Here is a 17,657-nt window from a genome sequence, read left to right on the forward strand (position 1 = left end):
AACATGCAACCAATTATTTCGTTTGAACAATTCACCTTTCAATATAGGCATGCTGCGCAGCCTACTTTAAGTGATATTACCTTTCATATATACCCTGGGGAAAAAGTGCTAATTGCTGGACGAAGTGGTTCAGGAAAGTCGACATTAGCTCATTGTATAAATGGGCTAATCCCATTTTCTTACGAAGGGAATAGCACAGGTAACGTTTTAATTGCCGGTAAAGACCCGAGGGAAGGAAGTATTTTTGAACAAAGTAAACTGGTAGGAACAATTTTGCAAGATCAAGATGCTCAATTTATTGGTCTGACAGTAGAAGAAGATGTAGCTTTTTATTTAGAAAATGAATGTGTAAAGCAAGATGACATGAAAAAGATTGTTTCGGACTCATTAAGAAAGGTGAAGATGCATATGTTTCATAAACAAAGTCCACATGAATTATCAGGAGGTCAAAAGCAAACAGTTTCTCTTGCTGGTTTATTAACAACAAATGCGGATATATTATTGTTCGATGAACCGTTAGCTAATTTAGATCCACTAAGCGCCTTACATACGATAGAACTTATGAAAGATATACATGAACAATATAATAAAACGATTGTTATTATCGAACATAGAATAGAAGAAATTTTAAAACTGGATTTAGACAAAGTTATATTAATTGATGAAGGTAAAGTTATTGCGATAGGAACACCAAAAGAAATCTTAGCGTCAAATATATTACCACGTATCGGCTTAAGAGAGCCTATTTACATCGAAGCATTAAAGAGATTACATTTTGATAGTAATAATGACGTAATATATCCAATGGAAAACCTTCAAAAAGAAAAGGTAAGCAACGTTATAAAAGAGTGGATGGAGAAACAAGTCATATTAAAAGGGAATACTAAAAACAAGGAATTACTTAAAGTGGAGAATTTATCATTTTCATACCCTAATAAACAAAAAATATTAGAAAATGTAAACCTTTCAATATATGAAGGAGAAATTGTGGCACTGTTAGGACATAATGGAGCAGGGAAATCAACATTAGCTCATAGTCTTATAGGCATAAACAAAATGAAAAATGGGAAAATCTTGTTAAAAGGTGAAGATATTAATTCTTGGTCTATTCGTAAACGTGGGGAAATCATATCTTACGTGATGCAAAATCCAAATCATATGATTACACAGCCTACTGTTTTTGAAGAAGTTTCATTTACATTAACATTACATAATTTTTCTAAGGAAGAAATTAAGAATAAAGTAGAAGGAACTTTAAAAATTTGTGGTTTATATCCATTTCGTAATTGGCCAATTCAATCGCTAAGCTATGGGCAAAAAAAGAGATTAACAATCGCATCTGTATTAACAACAAATCCTAAGCTTATCATATTAGATGAACCGACAGCGGGACAAGATTATTATCATTATAAACAATTTATGTCGTTTATTAAAACTTTAGCTAAAAAGGGTATTTCATTTGTTTTTATCACTCACGATATGAATCTCGTACTAGAATATGCAGACCGTGCAGTAGTTCTACATGAAGGGAAAATTATTGCGGATAATACAGTGTCTAATGTATTTGGTGATCAAGAAACGTTTCAAAGAGCCAACTTAAGAGAGAGTTCTTTAACCAAGCTTGTTAAATTTAGTGGGATTGCATCTCCAGAAAAATTTATGGAGCTTTATTTAGACAGTAATAGGAGGGAGGAAGGTGCATAGTACATATTTTCATCGTATGGATGGGGTAGTGAAATTGTTTTTATTTATTTTTTGTATGACGCTTACTTTTTTATTTTTTGATTTTCGGGTGTTGCTAATATTATTTATTATTGGGTGTATCGGACTCAGCGTTGCTAAAATTCCATTTCGTAAAATTTTAATTGTTTTTAGTGTCATATTTACATTTAGTTTATTAAACTCTGTCATGATTTTATTTATTACACCAACTCATGGATCTGAATTAACTGAATCATATACCGCGTTTTTACATGTTGGATATGCAACGATTACATATGAAACATTATTTTATGCAGCTACACTTTCATTAAAGTATTTTACGTTATTACCATTTACACTTCTTTTTATTTACACGACAGATCCAAGCGAATTTGTAAGTAGCTTAAGTAAACTTGGTATTCATTATAAGATTACATATGCAATAAATATTGCACTACGTTATATTCCTGACATCCAGTCTGAATATAAAATTATTAAACACGCGCAAGAAGCAAGAGGAGTGGCTTTTGAAAAAGGAGAAGCAAGTTTATGGGTTCGTATGAAGAACCGTGTTTTAATTTTCTGGCCACTGATCATTCATTCTCTAGAAAGAATAGATACGGTTTCAAATGCAATGGATTTAAGAGGATTTGGAAAGAAGGATAAACGTACATGGTTTTATACAAGTAAGGCGAAATGTGAAGATTTCATCGCTTTATTTGCCGGTTTTTTCATATTCATTGTTGCGGTATATTTAAAATTAAACGTATTTCAAAACTTTTGGTATCCGTTTTAAAGCACTCTTACATGAGTGCTTTTACTTATTTTTATGTAGACATGCTCAAAAAAGGGATATACACATAATGTATAATACGAACCAGTTAAAATGATCAACTACCTATTAGTTTTCAAACCAAAAGGAGGAGAAAATATGAGTTACGGTGGTTCTTGTGGTTTTGGTGGAGGTTTCGCTTTATTAGTTGTGTTATTCATTCTATTAATAATTGTAGGATGCAGCTGCTGGGGCGGAGGATACTAATTTTTAATTAGTCTTCACAAATGTAAACTAAAAAAACATTGAAGATACTTATGTATCGAAACAAATAAAAAAGGAGCGACTATGCTCCTTTTTTATTTGTTTTAATGCGTATTCTTACTATATTTCGGGAACGTAATCGTTAAAGTCGTTCCTTTACTAACGATACTTCTGATTTTTAAACTTCCATGCATCGTCTCAATAATCTTAACAGCAACCATTGTACCTAAACCAGTTCCTTTTGTTTTTGTACTAAAATACGGTTCACCGAATCGATGTATTTGCTCCTGTGACATTCCAACTCCGCTATCTTCAATTCGTATTTCAACTTTACTATTATTGATAGATGAGGAAATACTTAAGGTACCACCATTAGGCATTGCTTCAATACTGTTTTTTATTAAGTTTAAAAAACATTGTTGAAAGTGCTGTTTATTACCAACAATGGTTGCCTCAGAAAAATCCTGTGTAATATGTATCGTATTCATATTACACAATGGCAATATCATATTAATAACTCGATTTAACTCTTGTTTTACTGAAATTTGATCTAATTTTTCTGGAGCAGGTTTGGCAAACGTTAAGTAATCATCGATAATTTCTTGGGCACGATTTAACTCTTCAAGTATATGTTTAATATATTCGTCTCTTGATTCAGGAGTTAAATTTTGTGTTTTTAAAAGCTGTGTAAATCCTTTTACAACCGTTAAGGGATTCCTGACTTCGTGCGATATACTTGCAGCGAGTTGGCTAACAATCTCCATTTTTTCCATTTTAATTAATTTTGAGCGCATTAATACAGCATCTTTAATAACTTCATTTATATAAACAATAAATAACATTAAAGTAGTCGGTAATACCATGAAATAAATAATATACAAATTATTCACTTCAAAATCTGATAAGGTTAATACAATTAAAGTTGTAAATATTGCTAGGAAAAAGGTTAAAAACATGGAAAAAGCTACTTTAAGTTTTCTATTATATGTATTAAATTTTGAAGATGCGAGTGCTGTAACGATGAACATTATTCCGTAAACAACAACTGTCAGCATGTTAAAGCCATAAAATAAAAATCTCGTAATTAATAAAATTGTAAACAATATGATACCGACAGGGAATCCACCATAAAGCGTACCTATTATGACCGGAATTTGTCTTAAATCATGAATACAACTTTCATCCATATAGATAGGGTATCGCATACATAAAATAAGCGGGATACTAGAACAAAGGGTAATCAGTAGTATTTTATATTTCTTTAAATAGTGCCGGCTATCATATATGAAATAAAAAACAAATATACTACATAAAATGTATAGAAGATTATTTAATACGTTTTGATTAATATAAACAAAGTCCATAATATTTGCCTCGTTATTCTGAATTTCCTTTTCATATGTATTATACATGATAACATGTGTTAAGCTGCACGAAACTTGTTAATAAAATTCACTTGTTTTCGCGGTATTTCTAGAAATAATATTTTATTTAACTGCTAGATTTAAAGCTGCTTTTACTATCCAATGCAATAGGAGTATGGAATTATTTAAAATACCATTATCTAGTGCTGATTTATACTATTCTTGAATGTGCATAACATTTAATTTCTGAAGTGCAATCATTCCTATGTTAGTTATAACATGGTGGGGCATGTTGCTACTATAAGAAACGTAGATATTCTTTTCTATACGTTTCATTTTAATTTCTAACCACTGAACCAGATAGTCTTTTAAAGCAAGCTTAGACGGCTCCACAAAAGTCCCTTTATTTAACTCCGTAATTTTTTTCGCCTTCTTTTTTGTCTTATAACCAGTAAACCACTTTTATCTTCTTTTTACTGTCTCTGGATCAGGACCGATATCAATAATGATGCAATATTTATTTCCTCTTTTTCGAATATGTCCTTTCACTTAAAACACTCCTTCATTTGTTTTGAATCATGTTGTATAAGTCTAGTTGTAATTTTGCTGCTATGAAAATTACATAGTTGGACATATCAGCGATGGATATATTTTACCATATATAAACTGAATTGATTATTTAATATATTAGTTGTTTTTTTACAAAAGTTAATTTTATAAAATGATTTTGTATATTTGAAGCAATATTTTTATTTAAAACACCTTATTTGGAATAGTACATCTTGTATATATCATATTTTGTACAATTAATATTTTCTTATTTTAGAAATGATTTTAATTTGGAGTGAGATATATGGAGAGGAAAAAGAAATGGGAAGGATTAAACTCTAAAAATCCATCTGCTGATTCACTGGATTCGAGTTTAATAGGACCGACATTGCCACCGATTTCTTCATTTACTCTACCAACGGGATTTGAATCTGCATTCAGAGCTTTCAAATCTACTGATCAGTCCGTTACTGCTAATACACTGTCTATAGTAACATTTGAAACTACACAATTCGATTTAAATGGTGAATATGATGGTGTATCAACATTTATACCGCAACAAGATGGAGTATATTTAATTATTACTACTATAATTTTTAGTCCTACTGATCATACTCTAAATTATGTGACGGAAGTATTTATAACAGTTAACAGTGCTTTAATAGCAGGAGATGATAGCTTTTTTGGTGGAAATACTGGGCTTTTAAATGCAGTAACAGTTTCTACCATTGTACAATTGAATGCAGGAGATATGGTGCAAGTCCAAGCCGGTAGTACCATAGATGGCGTTATTGCATCTCCGCTTCTTACAAATTTTCAAGCTGCGAGGTTTCCATTACCAGTTCCAAATACATTTTTCTTGTTAAATAATTTATCTGCAGATTGGAGTAAAAGGCCGTTTAGTAGAAAAACATAATTATGTTCATTTTAAAAATAGTGTGAAGAAAATGATGAATTTAAATTAATTTTGTCTATTAAGAATAAGAAAAGCCACTTAGATAAGTGGCTTTTCTTATTTTTAAATTATGGGATATACCTTAGAAGATATCACTCGAATGAATATTACTAAATTAGCAATAAGATACTCAGAGAGATTTAGTCGTGAAGCTAGTCAAATTCGTAATAAAAAAGAGCCATGAGTGGAAAGGTTCATAACTCTTTTTGTAAGGGTAATGATTTTATAGGTAATAATCATCATGAAACCCTAAAAATGTAAGTTGATTAATTTCTATAAAATTTGAATTTTATAGAAAAAGAGCGACTGACAACAGCTAACTGCTTAGCAGGTTCTTTAAGATAAAAAAGAAGAGAATATAGAGGTTCATTCTGATTGTTTGAAGGTAATGAAAGAAAGAATATCACATACTATCGATCTTAATAAAAACTATGTTTGTTTTTCATTTTATTCACAAATAGTTCCAGTTGCTATTCCTGTTGGAGCGAAACCTACTGGGACATTAGTGATAACAGTATTCGTGGCAATATCAATAACAGAAACAGTATTACTACCTTGATTTGTAACATAGGCACGAGTGCCATCAGGTATGATAGTTACCTGATCAGGGGATAAAGCAACAGGAATTGTATCAATCACAGTATTTGTCGCCACATTTATTACCGAAACATTATTGCTAACTTTATTTACAACGTAAATAAGATTTCCACCTGGTGTAATATCTATACCAACAGGTTCGGTACCTACGTTAATTGTATTAATTACGGAATTGGTAGCGGTGTTAATAACAGAAACAGTATTGCTGTTCTGATTCGTGACATACGCACGAGTGCCATCTAGTGTGAAAACGATTATTCTAGGGCGAATGCCAATAGGAATGGTAGCGGTAACTGTGTTAGTAGCAGTATTAATAACAGAAATTGTGTTACTTAATTCGTTTGCAACATATGCAAAGGCTCCGTTTGGAGAAACAGTTATTCCTTGCGGAGCGATACCAACAGGGATGGTAGTGATAACTGTATTAGTAGCAGTATCAATAACGGAAACGGTATCGGAAAAAATATTAGTAACATAAGCACGAGCCCCATTGGGTGAAACTGTTACTTCAAGAGGTGCATTATCTACAGTAATTGTAGCGACTACTGTATTTGTTGCGGTGTTAATCACTGATACTGTATCATCTGCAGGGTCATCGATTGCTCCTGCGTTAGTAACATATACAAGGAAATTACATCCAGGTCCAGGTGGTCCGGTTGGCCCGGTCGGCCCAGGTGGTCCAGGTGGACACTCACAGTCTCCAGTCGGCCCAGGTGGTCCTTCCGGCCCCTGAATACCTTGCACACCTTGAGGTCCAGTCGGCCCTTCTAATCCTTCAGGCCCTTGAATGCCTTGCACACCTTGAGGTCCAGTCGGTCCTTCTAATCCTTCAGGCCCTTGAATGCCTTGCACACCCTGAGGTCCAGTTGGCCCTTCCGGTCCTTCCGGTCCTTGAATCCCTTGTATACCCTGAGGTCCAGTCGGTCCAGGTGGTCCAGGAATTCCCATTCCGGTTCCCGAACCAGTCGGCCCAGGTGGCCCTGGCGGTCCTTGAATGCCTTGCACACCTTGAGGTCCCTGAGGCCCTTCCGGCCCTTCCGGTCCCTGAATCCCTTCTACACCTTGAGGTCCTTCCGGTCCTTGAGGTCCTTCAGGCCCTTGGATGCCTTGCACACCTTGAGGGCCTTCCGGCCCTTCCGGTCCTTCAAGTCCCTGAATGCCTTGCACACCTTGAGACCCCTGAGCTCCTCTAGGTCCAGGAATTCCTCTAGGTCCTGTTGCTCCAGTCGGCCCTGGCGTTCCGATGTTACTCAATAACGAACTATTCAAGATTCCTTGTAAAATTAGGTTGAATGTTTGCTGTAATAAGGGGTCTGATATATTTGAACAACTGATAAGTGAAGACAAGCTTTGGAATAGAAATTGGAGTAACGCTGAGATTTGAGTGAGAGATGCAGTAGGTAAGGAATTGATTAATTGATTTATAGTTCTTATGACTAAATTTCTATTTGGTGTACTTGGTTGTACTGCTATTAATAAATTATTTAATGCCTGTAATGCAGATTGGAGTATTTCTATAGTTGTTGAATTTGGTGTTGTGAAAAAAGAAAGAATAGCTTGATTTAATTGGCTTATTATTTGTAATAATTCTTGTTGTTGAGAACTTGAGAGAAAAACAGGTGTACAGCAATTACTTTGATTACAAGGGGATATAGAAATAAAGCAGGGCTGCTGGAATTTATCACAAGGATTTGGTGAGTTTGATTTTTGATTATATCTCATAAGTAACCTCCTTTTTAAAAAATAAATGTTAGGTAAGTCTAGATAAATTATTTTAGCAACTATGTTTAAAATGTTTGTGGGTATATGTTTAATGTTTTTTTCTTCAAAGTATATGTAAACAAAATGGAGATGTTCTTAGGGGACGTATAATCAATGCTTAATTACTAATAAAGATTGTAATCATAGGAGGAGAAATGAAAGTTACAAAGTAAAATATACAAGCTATTAAATTTATCCCGCATTAACGGGTAGTAAGATCCCCACCTCAAAATTCAGCGGAAGCAAAGAAGTTAAGTGAGGGATCAACTGCCAATAAAAGCTCCATTGGTTCAACTAATAATAAGTGGGGATAAACACCCCACCAATTATTAAAGTTTCACTTTATAAAATCAACAAAAGCGTTATTTTAGAAAAAAAGGTGACTCAGCAATTCTGTCAGCCGAGTCACCCAGTACTATCGATCCAAATAATATTTTTTTATATGTAGTTATAGCGGTTTCTTAGCGGCTAACCCAAAATGGCGGTCGAAGAACAAAGAATTTTATTTTAGAAAGTATTAGATTTTACTATGTTAATGCTACAACAGCAAGAGTTAAGCCCAATGTATTTAATGTATTAGAATATGGTCCTACATTAACAGTAAGAGTACTTGTTATACCTAAAGGTGTAGTGAAAATAGCGGGTGCTGATACAGAAGTGAATCCTGCAGTATATCCCAGAGAAGTACCAGAGCCAATGATTGGATTATTATTCAAATACATAGTGATACCTGCCGAATTACCTCCTGGTTGAATGATAACTTGCACTTCATAGATTGCCAAATAGGTTCTTCCACCTTCAAGTAAAACAGTTGTTGGTGGTGTGAATGAGATTGCCGTACCATTAGAATTTACCACGGTATCTAGTGGAATCGCAGAATTTACAGAGACTATTGATGGGGTAGTTTGAACAACATTTAAACTGTTAGCCGTGGGGGATGGACAAGTGCAAGGTTTGTGAATGTTAGAGTTATTATCATTTTGGTAATTCACAAATAATCAAGCTCCTTTGCGTAAGATAATTTTTTATCCTATATAAAACGTAGCCTTTTTGTATCTAAGTTATTTTTAATAAGTTTTTAAAGATAAGTCGAATATTGTTGGTCAGTCAACTCTTAAAAGTATTTGATACTCTGGGATTTTAAAATGCATCTGATAAATATATATGAATGTTTTTTTAAGGACATTACTGTAAGTTAGGAAACATAATAAAATAGTTATTTGGGCATAAAAAAGAGCACAATATATGTGCTCTTGGACAAGAAAGGTAGATTTCTATGAGTGGATGACTCCATACAATAATATATGCTTGTCCAGTTAAAAGGTGAAATGTTTTAATAAAATAGTTATTTGATAGAATTTTGATAAAAAGCGATGATCATTAATTCACTCCTTGACTCATGACAATTGCTTATGTATTGAAAAGTTATTCAGCTATTTGAAATATAGTTTCATTAGGTCTGGAGAATCCATATAGTTTCCTTGCGAACTTTAAAATACCTTCTTCGCTCTCTGTTAAAGTTTTAACATCGTTTTCAAAATAACGTCCTATTAGTTCTAATTCAGACAATTTTTTCTTTTCTTTATTAAGTGTAATTTGTTTTTCTTGAATCATATCTTCTTGTTTGTAAATGCAGATTTGAATGGAAATAACCATAGGTAGCATAAAAGCAAGTGCTAATAACAGACGACGTCTTAGTTTTTTATTCGTTTGTTGATTCTTATTAGGGTTAATTTGTTTTTTTGAGATTGATTGTTGTGGTGTTAAATTTGGGACACTCCCCATTTTAAAGCCTCCATTACTTATGTATAGAATTTAAATTGTTTAAAAGTATTATATATGTTAAATAGATAATTTTGAATCTATTTGGATAAAGGGGGGGATTAAATTTAAATAAAAACGTTATTTGAATAGAGAAGTCCTAGATTTAGGGGGTCTAGGGCTTCAAATCTGAGCATATCTCACACGGCATTATAAAGAGAAAAGAACGTACTGAAGATAACATATGAATGTTTCATAAATGTAATAAAAAAGCGCCCTATGACTAAAATGTATATTGAAAAAAAGGTTCACATCATATTGTATGTATGTTTTTTATGATGGTGCAATTTTGAAACAAAAACGTTATTTGAATTATCAATGCGAGTTTTACATTATTAAAGGAGGGAGAAGGGGGGAATAGAAGTATAATTCTACTTTTCCCTAAGAATAAATAGATTTGATTAAGGTTGAGTTATATTCGTTGTGACACAACTTGCTTCGAAATTATTGTTAAATACAAGTGTACCTTCACCAGTAAATGGCACTCTAATAACTAGATTCTTACTATCATAATCAAATTCTGTTGATAGTGAACGTGATCCGTACTCAACGGAGGAGAATACAAGTTTACCGTTAGAAATATTATAAATAAGAGTTAAACAAAGTGGCTGAGTTAATCCTGTGATAATGCAAGACATTCTATTTAAACCTCCTATCTTCTTCCTTATTAATAGCGTATGCAAATAGTACAAGCTTTGGCACAGTAGAAGCGGATAGGGAATGATGTAAAGATAGAAACTTTTAATAAAAGTGCTATTTTAATCAAAAGGAAGAATGAACATTGAACGTAAAGGAGTACGTCGTTTATAAAAGTGAATCATCTCTATGGATTGGAACTATACAGGAGTACGCTGAGTATATGATCGTACTTCCTGCAACAGTTCGTTTTTATACAAGACCAGTGTATCAAAGTAGAATAGTAAGTCGGAAGAATGCTAGGAATTATATAACTGTTACGGAGGTGAGGAAGATTAATAAAAATTTCATTTTGTAGAGAAATGGTGTGATTAAGTATGGGCATTGAATACGGAATGTTTGTATTAAAAAAGAGCAGACTTTAACCTACACATAAAAGTGCTGGAATTGTTCTAAAGGAAGGAATATCTGAAATATAAATATAATTGAGGGGAGTGAAATAATAATGGAAACTAGTACTTTTTTAGGGCTGTTCTGGGGGTGGATGACGGTTATCGTATCGGGAATACTTTTCGTCCGTCCATCGGTGCTACGTGAGTTAAAAAAATTAGTGGTTGAAGACAGAGGGTTTGGTATTATGTATGGTTTTCTATCGATTTTCCTAGGATTAGGTACTGTAATTCTACATAATGTATGGGTATTCAACTGGCAGGGATTCCTAACGGTTATTGCATGGCTTGCATTATTAAAAGGAATTTACATAATTGCATATCCTGAACCCTCTAAGAAAACAGACTTTGAAGTAAGGATACTATCAACACGTATAGTACTCGCTATCATTGGTGCTTTGGCTTTATGGATGCTTATAGTAATCTATATAAAATAATCTTTTTTTAATAAATAAAAGAGCCTGATATGAGAGAAAAGGCCTTTTCAAAAATTGCAATAGTAGGAAAAAGAAATACTTATATTGTCATCACCCTGTACCATCCATTTTGTTTAAAATATGGGGAGTTAAACTCACACATTAGTACACAATTGGAAATATAATCAGTATGTAAAGAAAGAATATGTGAATTATTTAAACAAAAAGTGCTAACAAGTTTGCAAACGAACTTGCTAACACTTATACAAAATATACATAAATTATCGCTGATATGTCTTCCTCAATAATAGCCATAATAAATTAGAACACACTAGTACGAAACGCTCATAAAACCATTTTTAATTTACATGATAATAGTATAAACTCTATATTTCTTTTAATAATTTAGGGTTATATCTTTTCTGCATTAGATGCTTTTAACCACGCTTCGTAAAATGCTGTAACTGATGCATAACGTTCTGCACGATTTTTATTTACAGCACGATACGCTACCTCATATAATTCCTTACTTGCTTTCCATTTTATAAAAGAACGATCTTTTTCACCGCCTAAAAGTGAGAAAGCCATTGCTCCCATATTAAATACATTTGTTCTTTCATCAATTGTTGCGTTTAGTTCAAATTCCTCTGGTGACATAAAACGGGAGGAACCCCATAGCCGGCCCATTTTATTTATGTAAGGTTTCTTACTGTATAAATCTATATCACAAATTTTTGTTTCTTTTGTATTAAAATTATATAAAATACTACCGTCATAAAAATCTATTGCTACATAGTTTTTCTTTTCTACATAAGTATGGAAAGAAAAAATGGAATGTAAGGAATGAATTCGTTCTATAGCAGATAAATGCCTAAATTTATAAAATGGTGAGTTTGGATTTTTATATTTTTCAGGAGGTGGGAAACTCCAATGCGAATGAAGACATTCACCATCAAACCAATCGAAAATTAATACATATCCAGATTGAACTGGAAAATGATCAATTAGTCTTATGAGCGATTCATGCTTTAAATCTTCATAGATAGTAACTGAATTTTTTAGCCTTTTAATAGCATCACCCGTTGTTCCTTCATATGCAATTGTTTGTGCTCCTGCGTATTTGATAAATTTCTTGTGACCATCTTTTTCTACACCAAAACTTATATTACCTGAGTCTTGCTGGTCAAAAACTGCAAATACGGTCCCTAATTTAATAAGCCAATCAAAATTATGATATTCTTTTAATTGGAATGTTACACTATTTAACTGAATTTCGACGGAATTATCTTTCATAGCTTACCTCACATTTAATATAATTAAGTTGTACATTCCACTATTCGACATATTTTATGGAAATCCTATGCTAACAATATTGAATTTTATAAATATAATGATAAATACTTATAAAGAGGTGAATACAATGGATCAACAAATTGTTATTAAACCGTATCAAAAAGACTGGGTTGAAGAGTATATAAAAGAAAAAGAGAAATTCTGTTCCTTGTTAGGACAAGAAATAATTGCTGTTGAACATATAGGAAGCACAGCAGTAGAAGGATTAGGAGCTAAACCTCTTATTGATATGATGATTGGCGTAACAGAACTGCAAATAACTGAAAAGTGGATTGAAGTTCTATCGGAAATTGGATATGAGTATGTTCCAAAAGATGCAACCAATTGGCGTTTTTTTAGAAAAGGAAAGTGGAGAGCGGGTACTCATCATTTGCATGTTTATATTTATAATAGTGACGAATGGAGGAACAATATTTTATTTCGTGACTTTCTAATAAGCCATGAATGGGCACGTAAAGAATATAGAGAATTAAAAGAGATACTTGCTATTACATATGCTTTTGATCGTGTTTCATATACAAAGGCAAAAGCGCCGTTTATTCGAAAAATATTAGAATTGGCTAGAACTCAATGAATTTATAGATTCTTATCTAACTAGTTTTGAAACCTCTTCCTACACTTTTTATAGGGAGGGGATTTTTTGTTTTTTCATGACTAAATATATAATTTCTAATTATTGGAGGCAAACTATTTTATTTATTTTGATATTTCTAGTACATTGGAAATATTAAGGGGGAATTAAGCAATGAAAGCTATTGTACATCAATATAAAAAAGGATTAGAGGGAGTAGGATATAAATTTTCACCTAAGATAAGTCCTAGTGCAGGTGAAGTAAAAGTAAAGTTAAAAGCTGCCGGGTTAAATCATAGGGATTTATTTATTATAAATAATAGAAAAGAAATGGATCTACCATTAGTAATAGGGTCAGATGGATCAGGAATTGTTACAGAAATAGGAGAAGGAGTTTCAAATATTACACTACATACAGAAGTTATTATTAATCCTAGTATTGGATGGGAACATGCTACTGAAGTACCGGAGTTACCGGAAGTGCTAGGTGGGCCGAAAGATGGAACGTTTGCTGAATATGTAATTGTACCAGTTGAAAATGTTGTAGAAAAGCCGTCATATCTTACTTGGGAAGAATCAGGTGTTTTATCTTTATCCGCATTAACTGCATACAGAGCGCTTTTTACTAAAGGTAGATTGAAGCGCGGCGAACACGTTTTAATTCCGGGAATAGGCGGTGGTGTTGCTACATTTGCCATGTTATTCGCGAAAGCAATTGGCGCAAAAGTGAGTGTTACTTCAAGGGTAGAGAATAAAAGGGAACTTGCTGCGAAATATGGTGCAGATATTTCTTTTCATAGTGCCGGAAATTGGGGGGAGAGCTTACAAGGTGAAAAAGTAGATTTAATAATAGATAGTATAGGTCCAGCAACTTTTTTGAAATATTTTGATGTATTAAAACCAAACGGAAGAATCGTGAATTTTGGTGCAAGCTCAGGAGATAAAATTGAATTACCATTACGCGCGCTATTTTACAATCAAATTGATATTATGGGAACATCCATGGGTAGCCGTGAGGAATTTAATGAGATGATAAAGTTTATAGAAAAACATCAAATTAAACCAATTATTGATAAAGTTTACTCGTTAGAAGAAGCAATTCGAGCACTAAGCCGTATGGAACGTGGAGAACAATTCGGAAATATTGTACTTCAAATGAATTAAAAAATATGATTTTACAATTAGTATATTTAAATGAACATGTTATGTATTCCAAACATGAAAAAAATACGAATCGCCTTATTATAAAGGTTTACGAACTTTATACATAAATAGCGTATAAAATTTGTTTTATAATTGTCACATGAGCAATAGTAAAATGAGAATTAGATGAGAAAAGTTTAAGCCCATTTTCATAATGGTATTGTATACTGTGTAAATCAAGAACACTTGTAAGTAGGGAGAGAGTATTATGAATTACACAGTATTTCGGTGGTTTAATAATTTTGCTGATTCATCCAAACTATTTGATACGATAATGGTTGCTATTACAAATAGCGCTGCATACGTAGCCGTTCTATTTATGCTTATCTTATGGTTTAATAATGGAAAGAAAGAGAATGCAATTAGAAAACAATATACAGTTTTATATACGACGCTTTCGGTTATTATTGCATTAGTAGTAAATGTTCTTATACACGCAGTATATTACCATCCGCGTCCGTTCGTATCACATGATGTACACCAATTAGTGCCACACGCAGCAGATTCATCATTCGTTAGCGATCATTCTGTACTTGTATTTTCAATCGCCTTCGTATTTATTCTTAGAGGAGAAAAACTGAAATATATCGCGCTATTATGGGCAGTGCTAGTCGGTATATCACGTATGTACGTAGGTGTTCATTATCCTTTAGATATACTTGGTGCAGCATTCTTAACGCTTATTACGAGCGCTTTAGTAATGCAAAGTACACGTATGTTTGAACCAATAGCGAAACTTGTATTCAAAATGTATGCATTAGTAGCGAGACGAATTCCTTTCTTAGCGAAATATAATCATATCACGTAATTTTCTTATAAAAAGTTCCCCTTTGGACATCCAGAGGGGAACTTTTTTATAGGAAATACGAAAAGAGTGTAGAGTGCTCTGTAATCAAGTTGTACTGATTAATATTCTGAAATTTCACGCACCGTATTTAATATATATAAAATAATGACACAAAATAACAACAGTTAGTTTCGTATTGTTTTAAAGGAATTAAAAAGAAAACTTCGAAACATATAGTATCGTAAACAAAAACTACAAATTATAAAACGCATCTTCGTACGAATCCATTCCAAAAGAGAGGAGATAAGTATGCAAAAACTTCAAACGAATAAAGGCGCTCGATATATGATGATTGCTTTTATTGTTTTGTTTCTTATTATGATTTTGCGTATAGTCTATATTCAGGCAGTAGGAGTCGTGCATAATGTAAATGTAAAGGACCTCGCGGATGAACAACATAATAAAAAAGGTGTTTTAGAAGCGAATCGTGGCACTATCTATGACCAAACGGGAAAGGTGTTAGTACAAGATTCTACAACGTATCGAGTTGTTGTGAATTTAAAAGGAAAAGATAAAGTGAAAAATAAAGATGAAACCGCACAACAATTAGCCGATGCGCTTGAAATTGATAAAGAAGAAGTATTAAAAAACTTTCATGAAGGGCGTACGCAAGTTGAAATTGGGAAAATTGGTCGGAACTTATCTAGGGAAAAGAAGGAAAAAATTAATGATTTAAAAATACCAGGTGTATCTTTTATGTCGGAAAAAGCAAGAGTGTATCCGAATGAAGACTTTGCATCCTATATACTGGGTTTTGCTAGACCAGATGATAAAGGGAATACGGAAGGGAAGTTTGGGCTTGAAAAGTGTTTGGATAAATATTTGCGCTCGACAAACGGGAATATAGAATATGTGGGTACACGAAGGGGGATTCCGCTTACAAATGATATAGGTAAAGTAGAACCTGCTAAAAATGGGAATAACGTGTATTTAACGCTTGATAAACAAATTAATAGCTTTTTAGAAGAAGCGATGAACAAAGCACAAGAGCATTATGATCCTTCTATGTTAATTGGCATTATTGCTGATCCAAAAACAGGAAAGGTTTTAGCGATGTCTAGTAAGCCTAGTTACAATCCTAATGTAGGTGATATCGAATACTTTTTAAATGATCCGATTGCAAATGCATATGAACCAGGTTCAACTATGAAAGTTTTTACGTTAGCAGCTGCCATTAATGAAGGTGTATATAACGGAAAAGAATATTTTCAATCTGGAAAATATTCCGTTGGTTCCTCTGATATAAAAGATCATAATGGTGGATTTGGATGGGGATCAATTACATTTGATGAAGGTTTTGAAAGATCATCAAACGTAGCTTTTTCTATTTTAGAAGATCAGTTACTGAAACCAAATAAATTTAAGCAATATATGAATAAATTTGGATTCAATCAAAAAACAGGAATAGATTTACCTGGAGAAAGTAAAAATACTTTATTATTAAATACGCAAATTCAACAGGTTACAACTTCTTTCGGTCAAGGTTCTACAGTAACTCCGATTCAATTAATCCAAGCGGCTACTGCTATAGCAAATGACGGGAAAATGATGCAACCATATATCGTTGATAAAGTTGTAAATCCAACAAATAAAGAAGTTATTATGGAAAATCAACCGAAAGAAATTGGGAATCCGATAAAAAAAGAAACAGCGGACAAGGTTAGAAGCTTAATGGAGCGTGTTATAACATCTTCAAAAGGAACTGGTACAATGTATAAAGTGGATGGTTATCCAATTGGAGGTAAGACAGGAACAGCACAAATACCGAATCCTGAAAACGGCCAATATATGGAAGGGAAAGAGAATTACATTTTCTCCTTTTTAGGAATGGCTCCAATTGATGATCCGGAGTTAATCGTATACTTAGCTATTAAGCAGCCAAAGTTAAAAGGAGATGAGTATGGAGCTCAGCCTCTTGCTGAAATATTTAAACCTGTTATAAAAAACAGCCTTGAATATTTAAAGGTGAAACCGTATACAGAAAAACAAATAGCTGATGCAACGAAGCAATCTCAATTAAAAGTACAAAATTATGTAAATCAATCGATGGGTACAGCAGAGAAAAGTGTAGAAAAAGAGAAGCTACAGCCAATAATTTTAGGAGAAGGAAAAATAATAAAACAATATCCACAGTCTGGCGAGGTCATGAGTGAAGGGGATCGTATATTTTTATTAGGGAATAACGCACAAATGCCAAATGTAAAAGGTTGGTCCATGCGTGATATTATGTATTTCTCTAAGCTTTTGAAATTAGATTTGAAAACTTCTGGTACAGGTTATGTAACGAGCCAAAGTATTGAAAAAGGACAAAATTTACAAGAAGGAGATACACTAGAACTAGAATTAGAACCGCCGTTACAACCGTTAACAGAGGCGAATACGAATTAATTCAAACTTG

Annotated in this window: 16 protein-coding genes and 1 pseudogene; 10 read left to right on the top strand and 7 right to left on the bottom strand. The window is 33.1% G+C overall.

Going from position 1 to position 17,657, the window contains the following annotated elements; translation table 11 throughout:
* The first annotated feature begins 3 nt into the window (after positions 1-3).
* From MKY21_RS13185 to MKY21_RS13195, 3 genes are all read left to right on the top strand, one after another.
* Positions 4-1,704 carry an ABC transporter ATP-binding protein gene (locus tag MKY21_RS13185; RefSeq protein ID WP_341076469.1) on the top strand — a complete coding sequence of 567 codons (1,701 nt, stop codon included), beginning with the start codon at positions 4-6 and terminating at the stop codon, positions 1,702-1,704.
* Positions 1,697-2,497: an energy-coupling factor transporter transmembrane component T family protein gene (locus MKY21_RS13190; protein ID WP_016117999.1), complete on the top strand. Its 801-nt coding sequence runs from the start codon at positions 1,697-1,699 to the stop codon at positions 2,495-2,497. The genes MKY21_RS13185 and MKY21_RS13190 overlap by 8 nt, the downstream gene beginning before the upstream one ends.
* Before the next feature lie 135 nt (positions 2,498-2,632).
* On the top strand, positions 2,633-2,740 hold the full coding sequence (locus MKY21_RS13195) for a YjcZ family sporulation protein (RefSeq protein WP_000120182.1): 108 nt from the start codon (positions 2,633-2,635) through the stop codon (positions 2,738-2,740).
* A gap of 101 nt (positions 2,741-2,841) precedes the next feature.
* Here MKY21_RS13195 and MKY21_RS13200 read toward each other — a convergent pair whose 3' ends face one another.
* Both MKY21_RS13200 and MKY21_RS13205 read right to left on the bottom strand, forming a co-directional pair.
* Positions 2,842-4,101 (bottom strand): sensor histidine kinase, encoded by a 1,260-nt coding sequence (locus MKY21_RS13200; RefSeq protein WP_016118000.1) that lies wholly within the window; start codon positions 4,099-4,101, stop codon positions 2,842-2,844.
* A 126-nt stretch (positions 4,102-4,227) separates the two neighbouring features.
* Positions 4,228-4,650, bottom strand: a pseudogene (locus MKY21_RS13205) (site-specific integrase); the annotation flags it as partial.
* Between the two features lie 304 nt (positions 4,651-4,954).
* On the opposite strand from MKY21_RS13205, the gene MKY21_RS13210 reads away from it, so the two are divergent.
* Positions 4,955-5,566 carry an exosporium leader peptide-containing protein gene (locus MKY21_RS13210; protein ID WP_098783463.1) on the top strand — a complete coding sequence of 204 codons (612 nt, stop codon included), beginning with the start codon at positions 4,955-4,957 and terminating at the stop codon, positions 5,564-5,566.
* 486 nt (positions 5,567-6,052) lie between these two features.
* Here the strand turns inward: MKY21_RS13210 and MKY21_RS13215 are convergent, their stop codons facing one another.
* From MKY21_RS13215 to MKY21_RS13230, 4 genes are all read right to left on the bottom strand, one after another.
* Positions 6,053-7,924: a YVTN family beta-propeller repeat protein gene (locus MKY21_RS13215; RefSeq protein ID WP_341076473.1), complete on the bottom strand. Its 1,872-nt coding sequence runs from the start codon at positions 7,922-7,924 to the stop codon at positions 6,053-6,055.
* Between the two features lie 566 nt (positions 7,925-8,490).
* Positions 8,491-8,955, bottom strand: coding sequence for a hypothetical protein (locus tag MKY21_RS13220; RefSeq protein WP_001109248.1), 465 nt, complete (start codon positions 8,953-8,955; stop codon positions 8,491-8,493).
* A 433-nt stretch (positions 8,956-9,388) separates the two neighbouring features.
* Positions 9,389-9,748 (bottom strand): septum formation initiator family protein, encoded by a 360-nt coding sequence (locus tag MKY21_RS13225; RefSeq protein ID WP_016118004.1) that lies wholly within the window; start codon positions 9,746-9,748, stop codon positions 9,389-9,391.
* Positions 9,749-10,185: 437 nt separating this feature from the next.
* Positions 10,186-10,422 (bottom strand): hypothetical protein, encoded by a 237-nt coding sequence (locus MKY21_RS13230; protein ID WP_001277642.1) that lies wholly within the window; start codon positions 10,420-10,422, stop codon positions 10,186-10,188.
* Between the two features lie 143 nt (positions 10,423-10,565).
* Here MKY21_RS13230 and MKY21_RS13235 point away from each other — a divergent pair, with 143 nt between their 5' ends.
* Entirely contained in the window at positions 10,566-10,778 is a 213-nt protein-coding gene (locus tag MKY21_RS13235) for a hypothetical protein (RefSeq protein ID WP_001101128.1), read from the top strand.
* Positions 10,779-10,925: 147 nt separating this feature from the next.
* Positions 10,926-11,306, top strand: a complete 381-nt coding sequence (locus MKY21_RS13240; RefSeq protein WP_000450248.1) for a hypothetical protein — start codon at positions 10,926-10,928, stop codon at positions 11,304-11,306.
* A gap of 390 nt (positions 11,307-11,696) precedes the next feature.
* Here MKY21_RS13240 and MKY21_RS13245 read toward each other — a convergent pair whose 3' ends face one another.
* Positions 11,697-12,578, bottom strand: a complete 882-nt coding sequence (locus tag MKY21_RS13245; RefSeq protein ID WP_000654549.1) for a protein kinase domain-containing protein — start codon at positions 12,576-12,578, stop codon at positions 11,697-11,699.
* 127 nt (positions 12,579-12,705) lie between these two features.
* Between MKY21_RS13245 and MKY21_RS13250 the strand changes: the two genes are divergently transcribed.
* From MKY21_RS13250 to MKY21_RS13265, 4 genes are all read left to right on the top strand, one after another.
* Positions 12,706-13,212 carry a GrpB family protein gene (locus tag MKY21_RS13250; RefSeq protein ID WP_000372688.1) on the top strand — a complete coding sequence of 169 codons (507 nt, stop codon included), beginning with the start codon at positions 12,706-12,708 and terminating at the stop codon, positions 13,210-13,212.
* 171 nt (positions 13,213-13,383) lie between these two features.
* A complete protein-coding gene (locus MKY21_RS13255; RefSeq protein WP_016118005.1) occupies positions 13,384-14,373 on the top strand; it encodes a zinc-binding dehydrogenase in 990 nt (329 codons plus the stop codon).
* Positions 14,374-14,620: 247 nt separating this feature from the next.
* On the top strand, positions 14,621-15,220 hold the full coding sequence (locus tag MKY21_RS13260; protein WP_016118006.1) for an undecaprenyl-diphosphatase: 600 nt from the start codon (positions 14,621-14,623) through the stop codon (positions 15,218-15,220).
* 288 nt (positions 15,221-15,508) lie between these two features.
* Positions 15,509-17,647: a penicillin-binding protein gene (locus MKY21_RS13265; protein ID WP_341076476.1), complete on the top strand. Its 2,139-nt coding sequence runs from the start codon at positions 15,509-15,511 to the stop codon at positions 17,645-17,647.
* Positions 17,648-17,657: the final 10 nt, after the last annotated feature.

The organism is Bacillus sp. FSL R9-9497, assembly GCF_038005805.1.
Taxonomy (GTDB): domain Bacteria; phylum Bacillota; class Bacilli; order Bacillales; family Bacillaceae_G; genus Bacillus_A; species Bacillus_A cereus.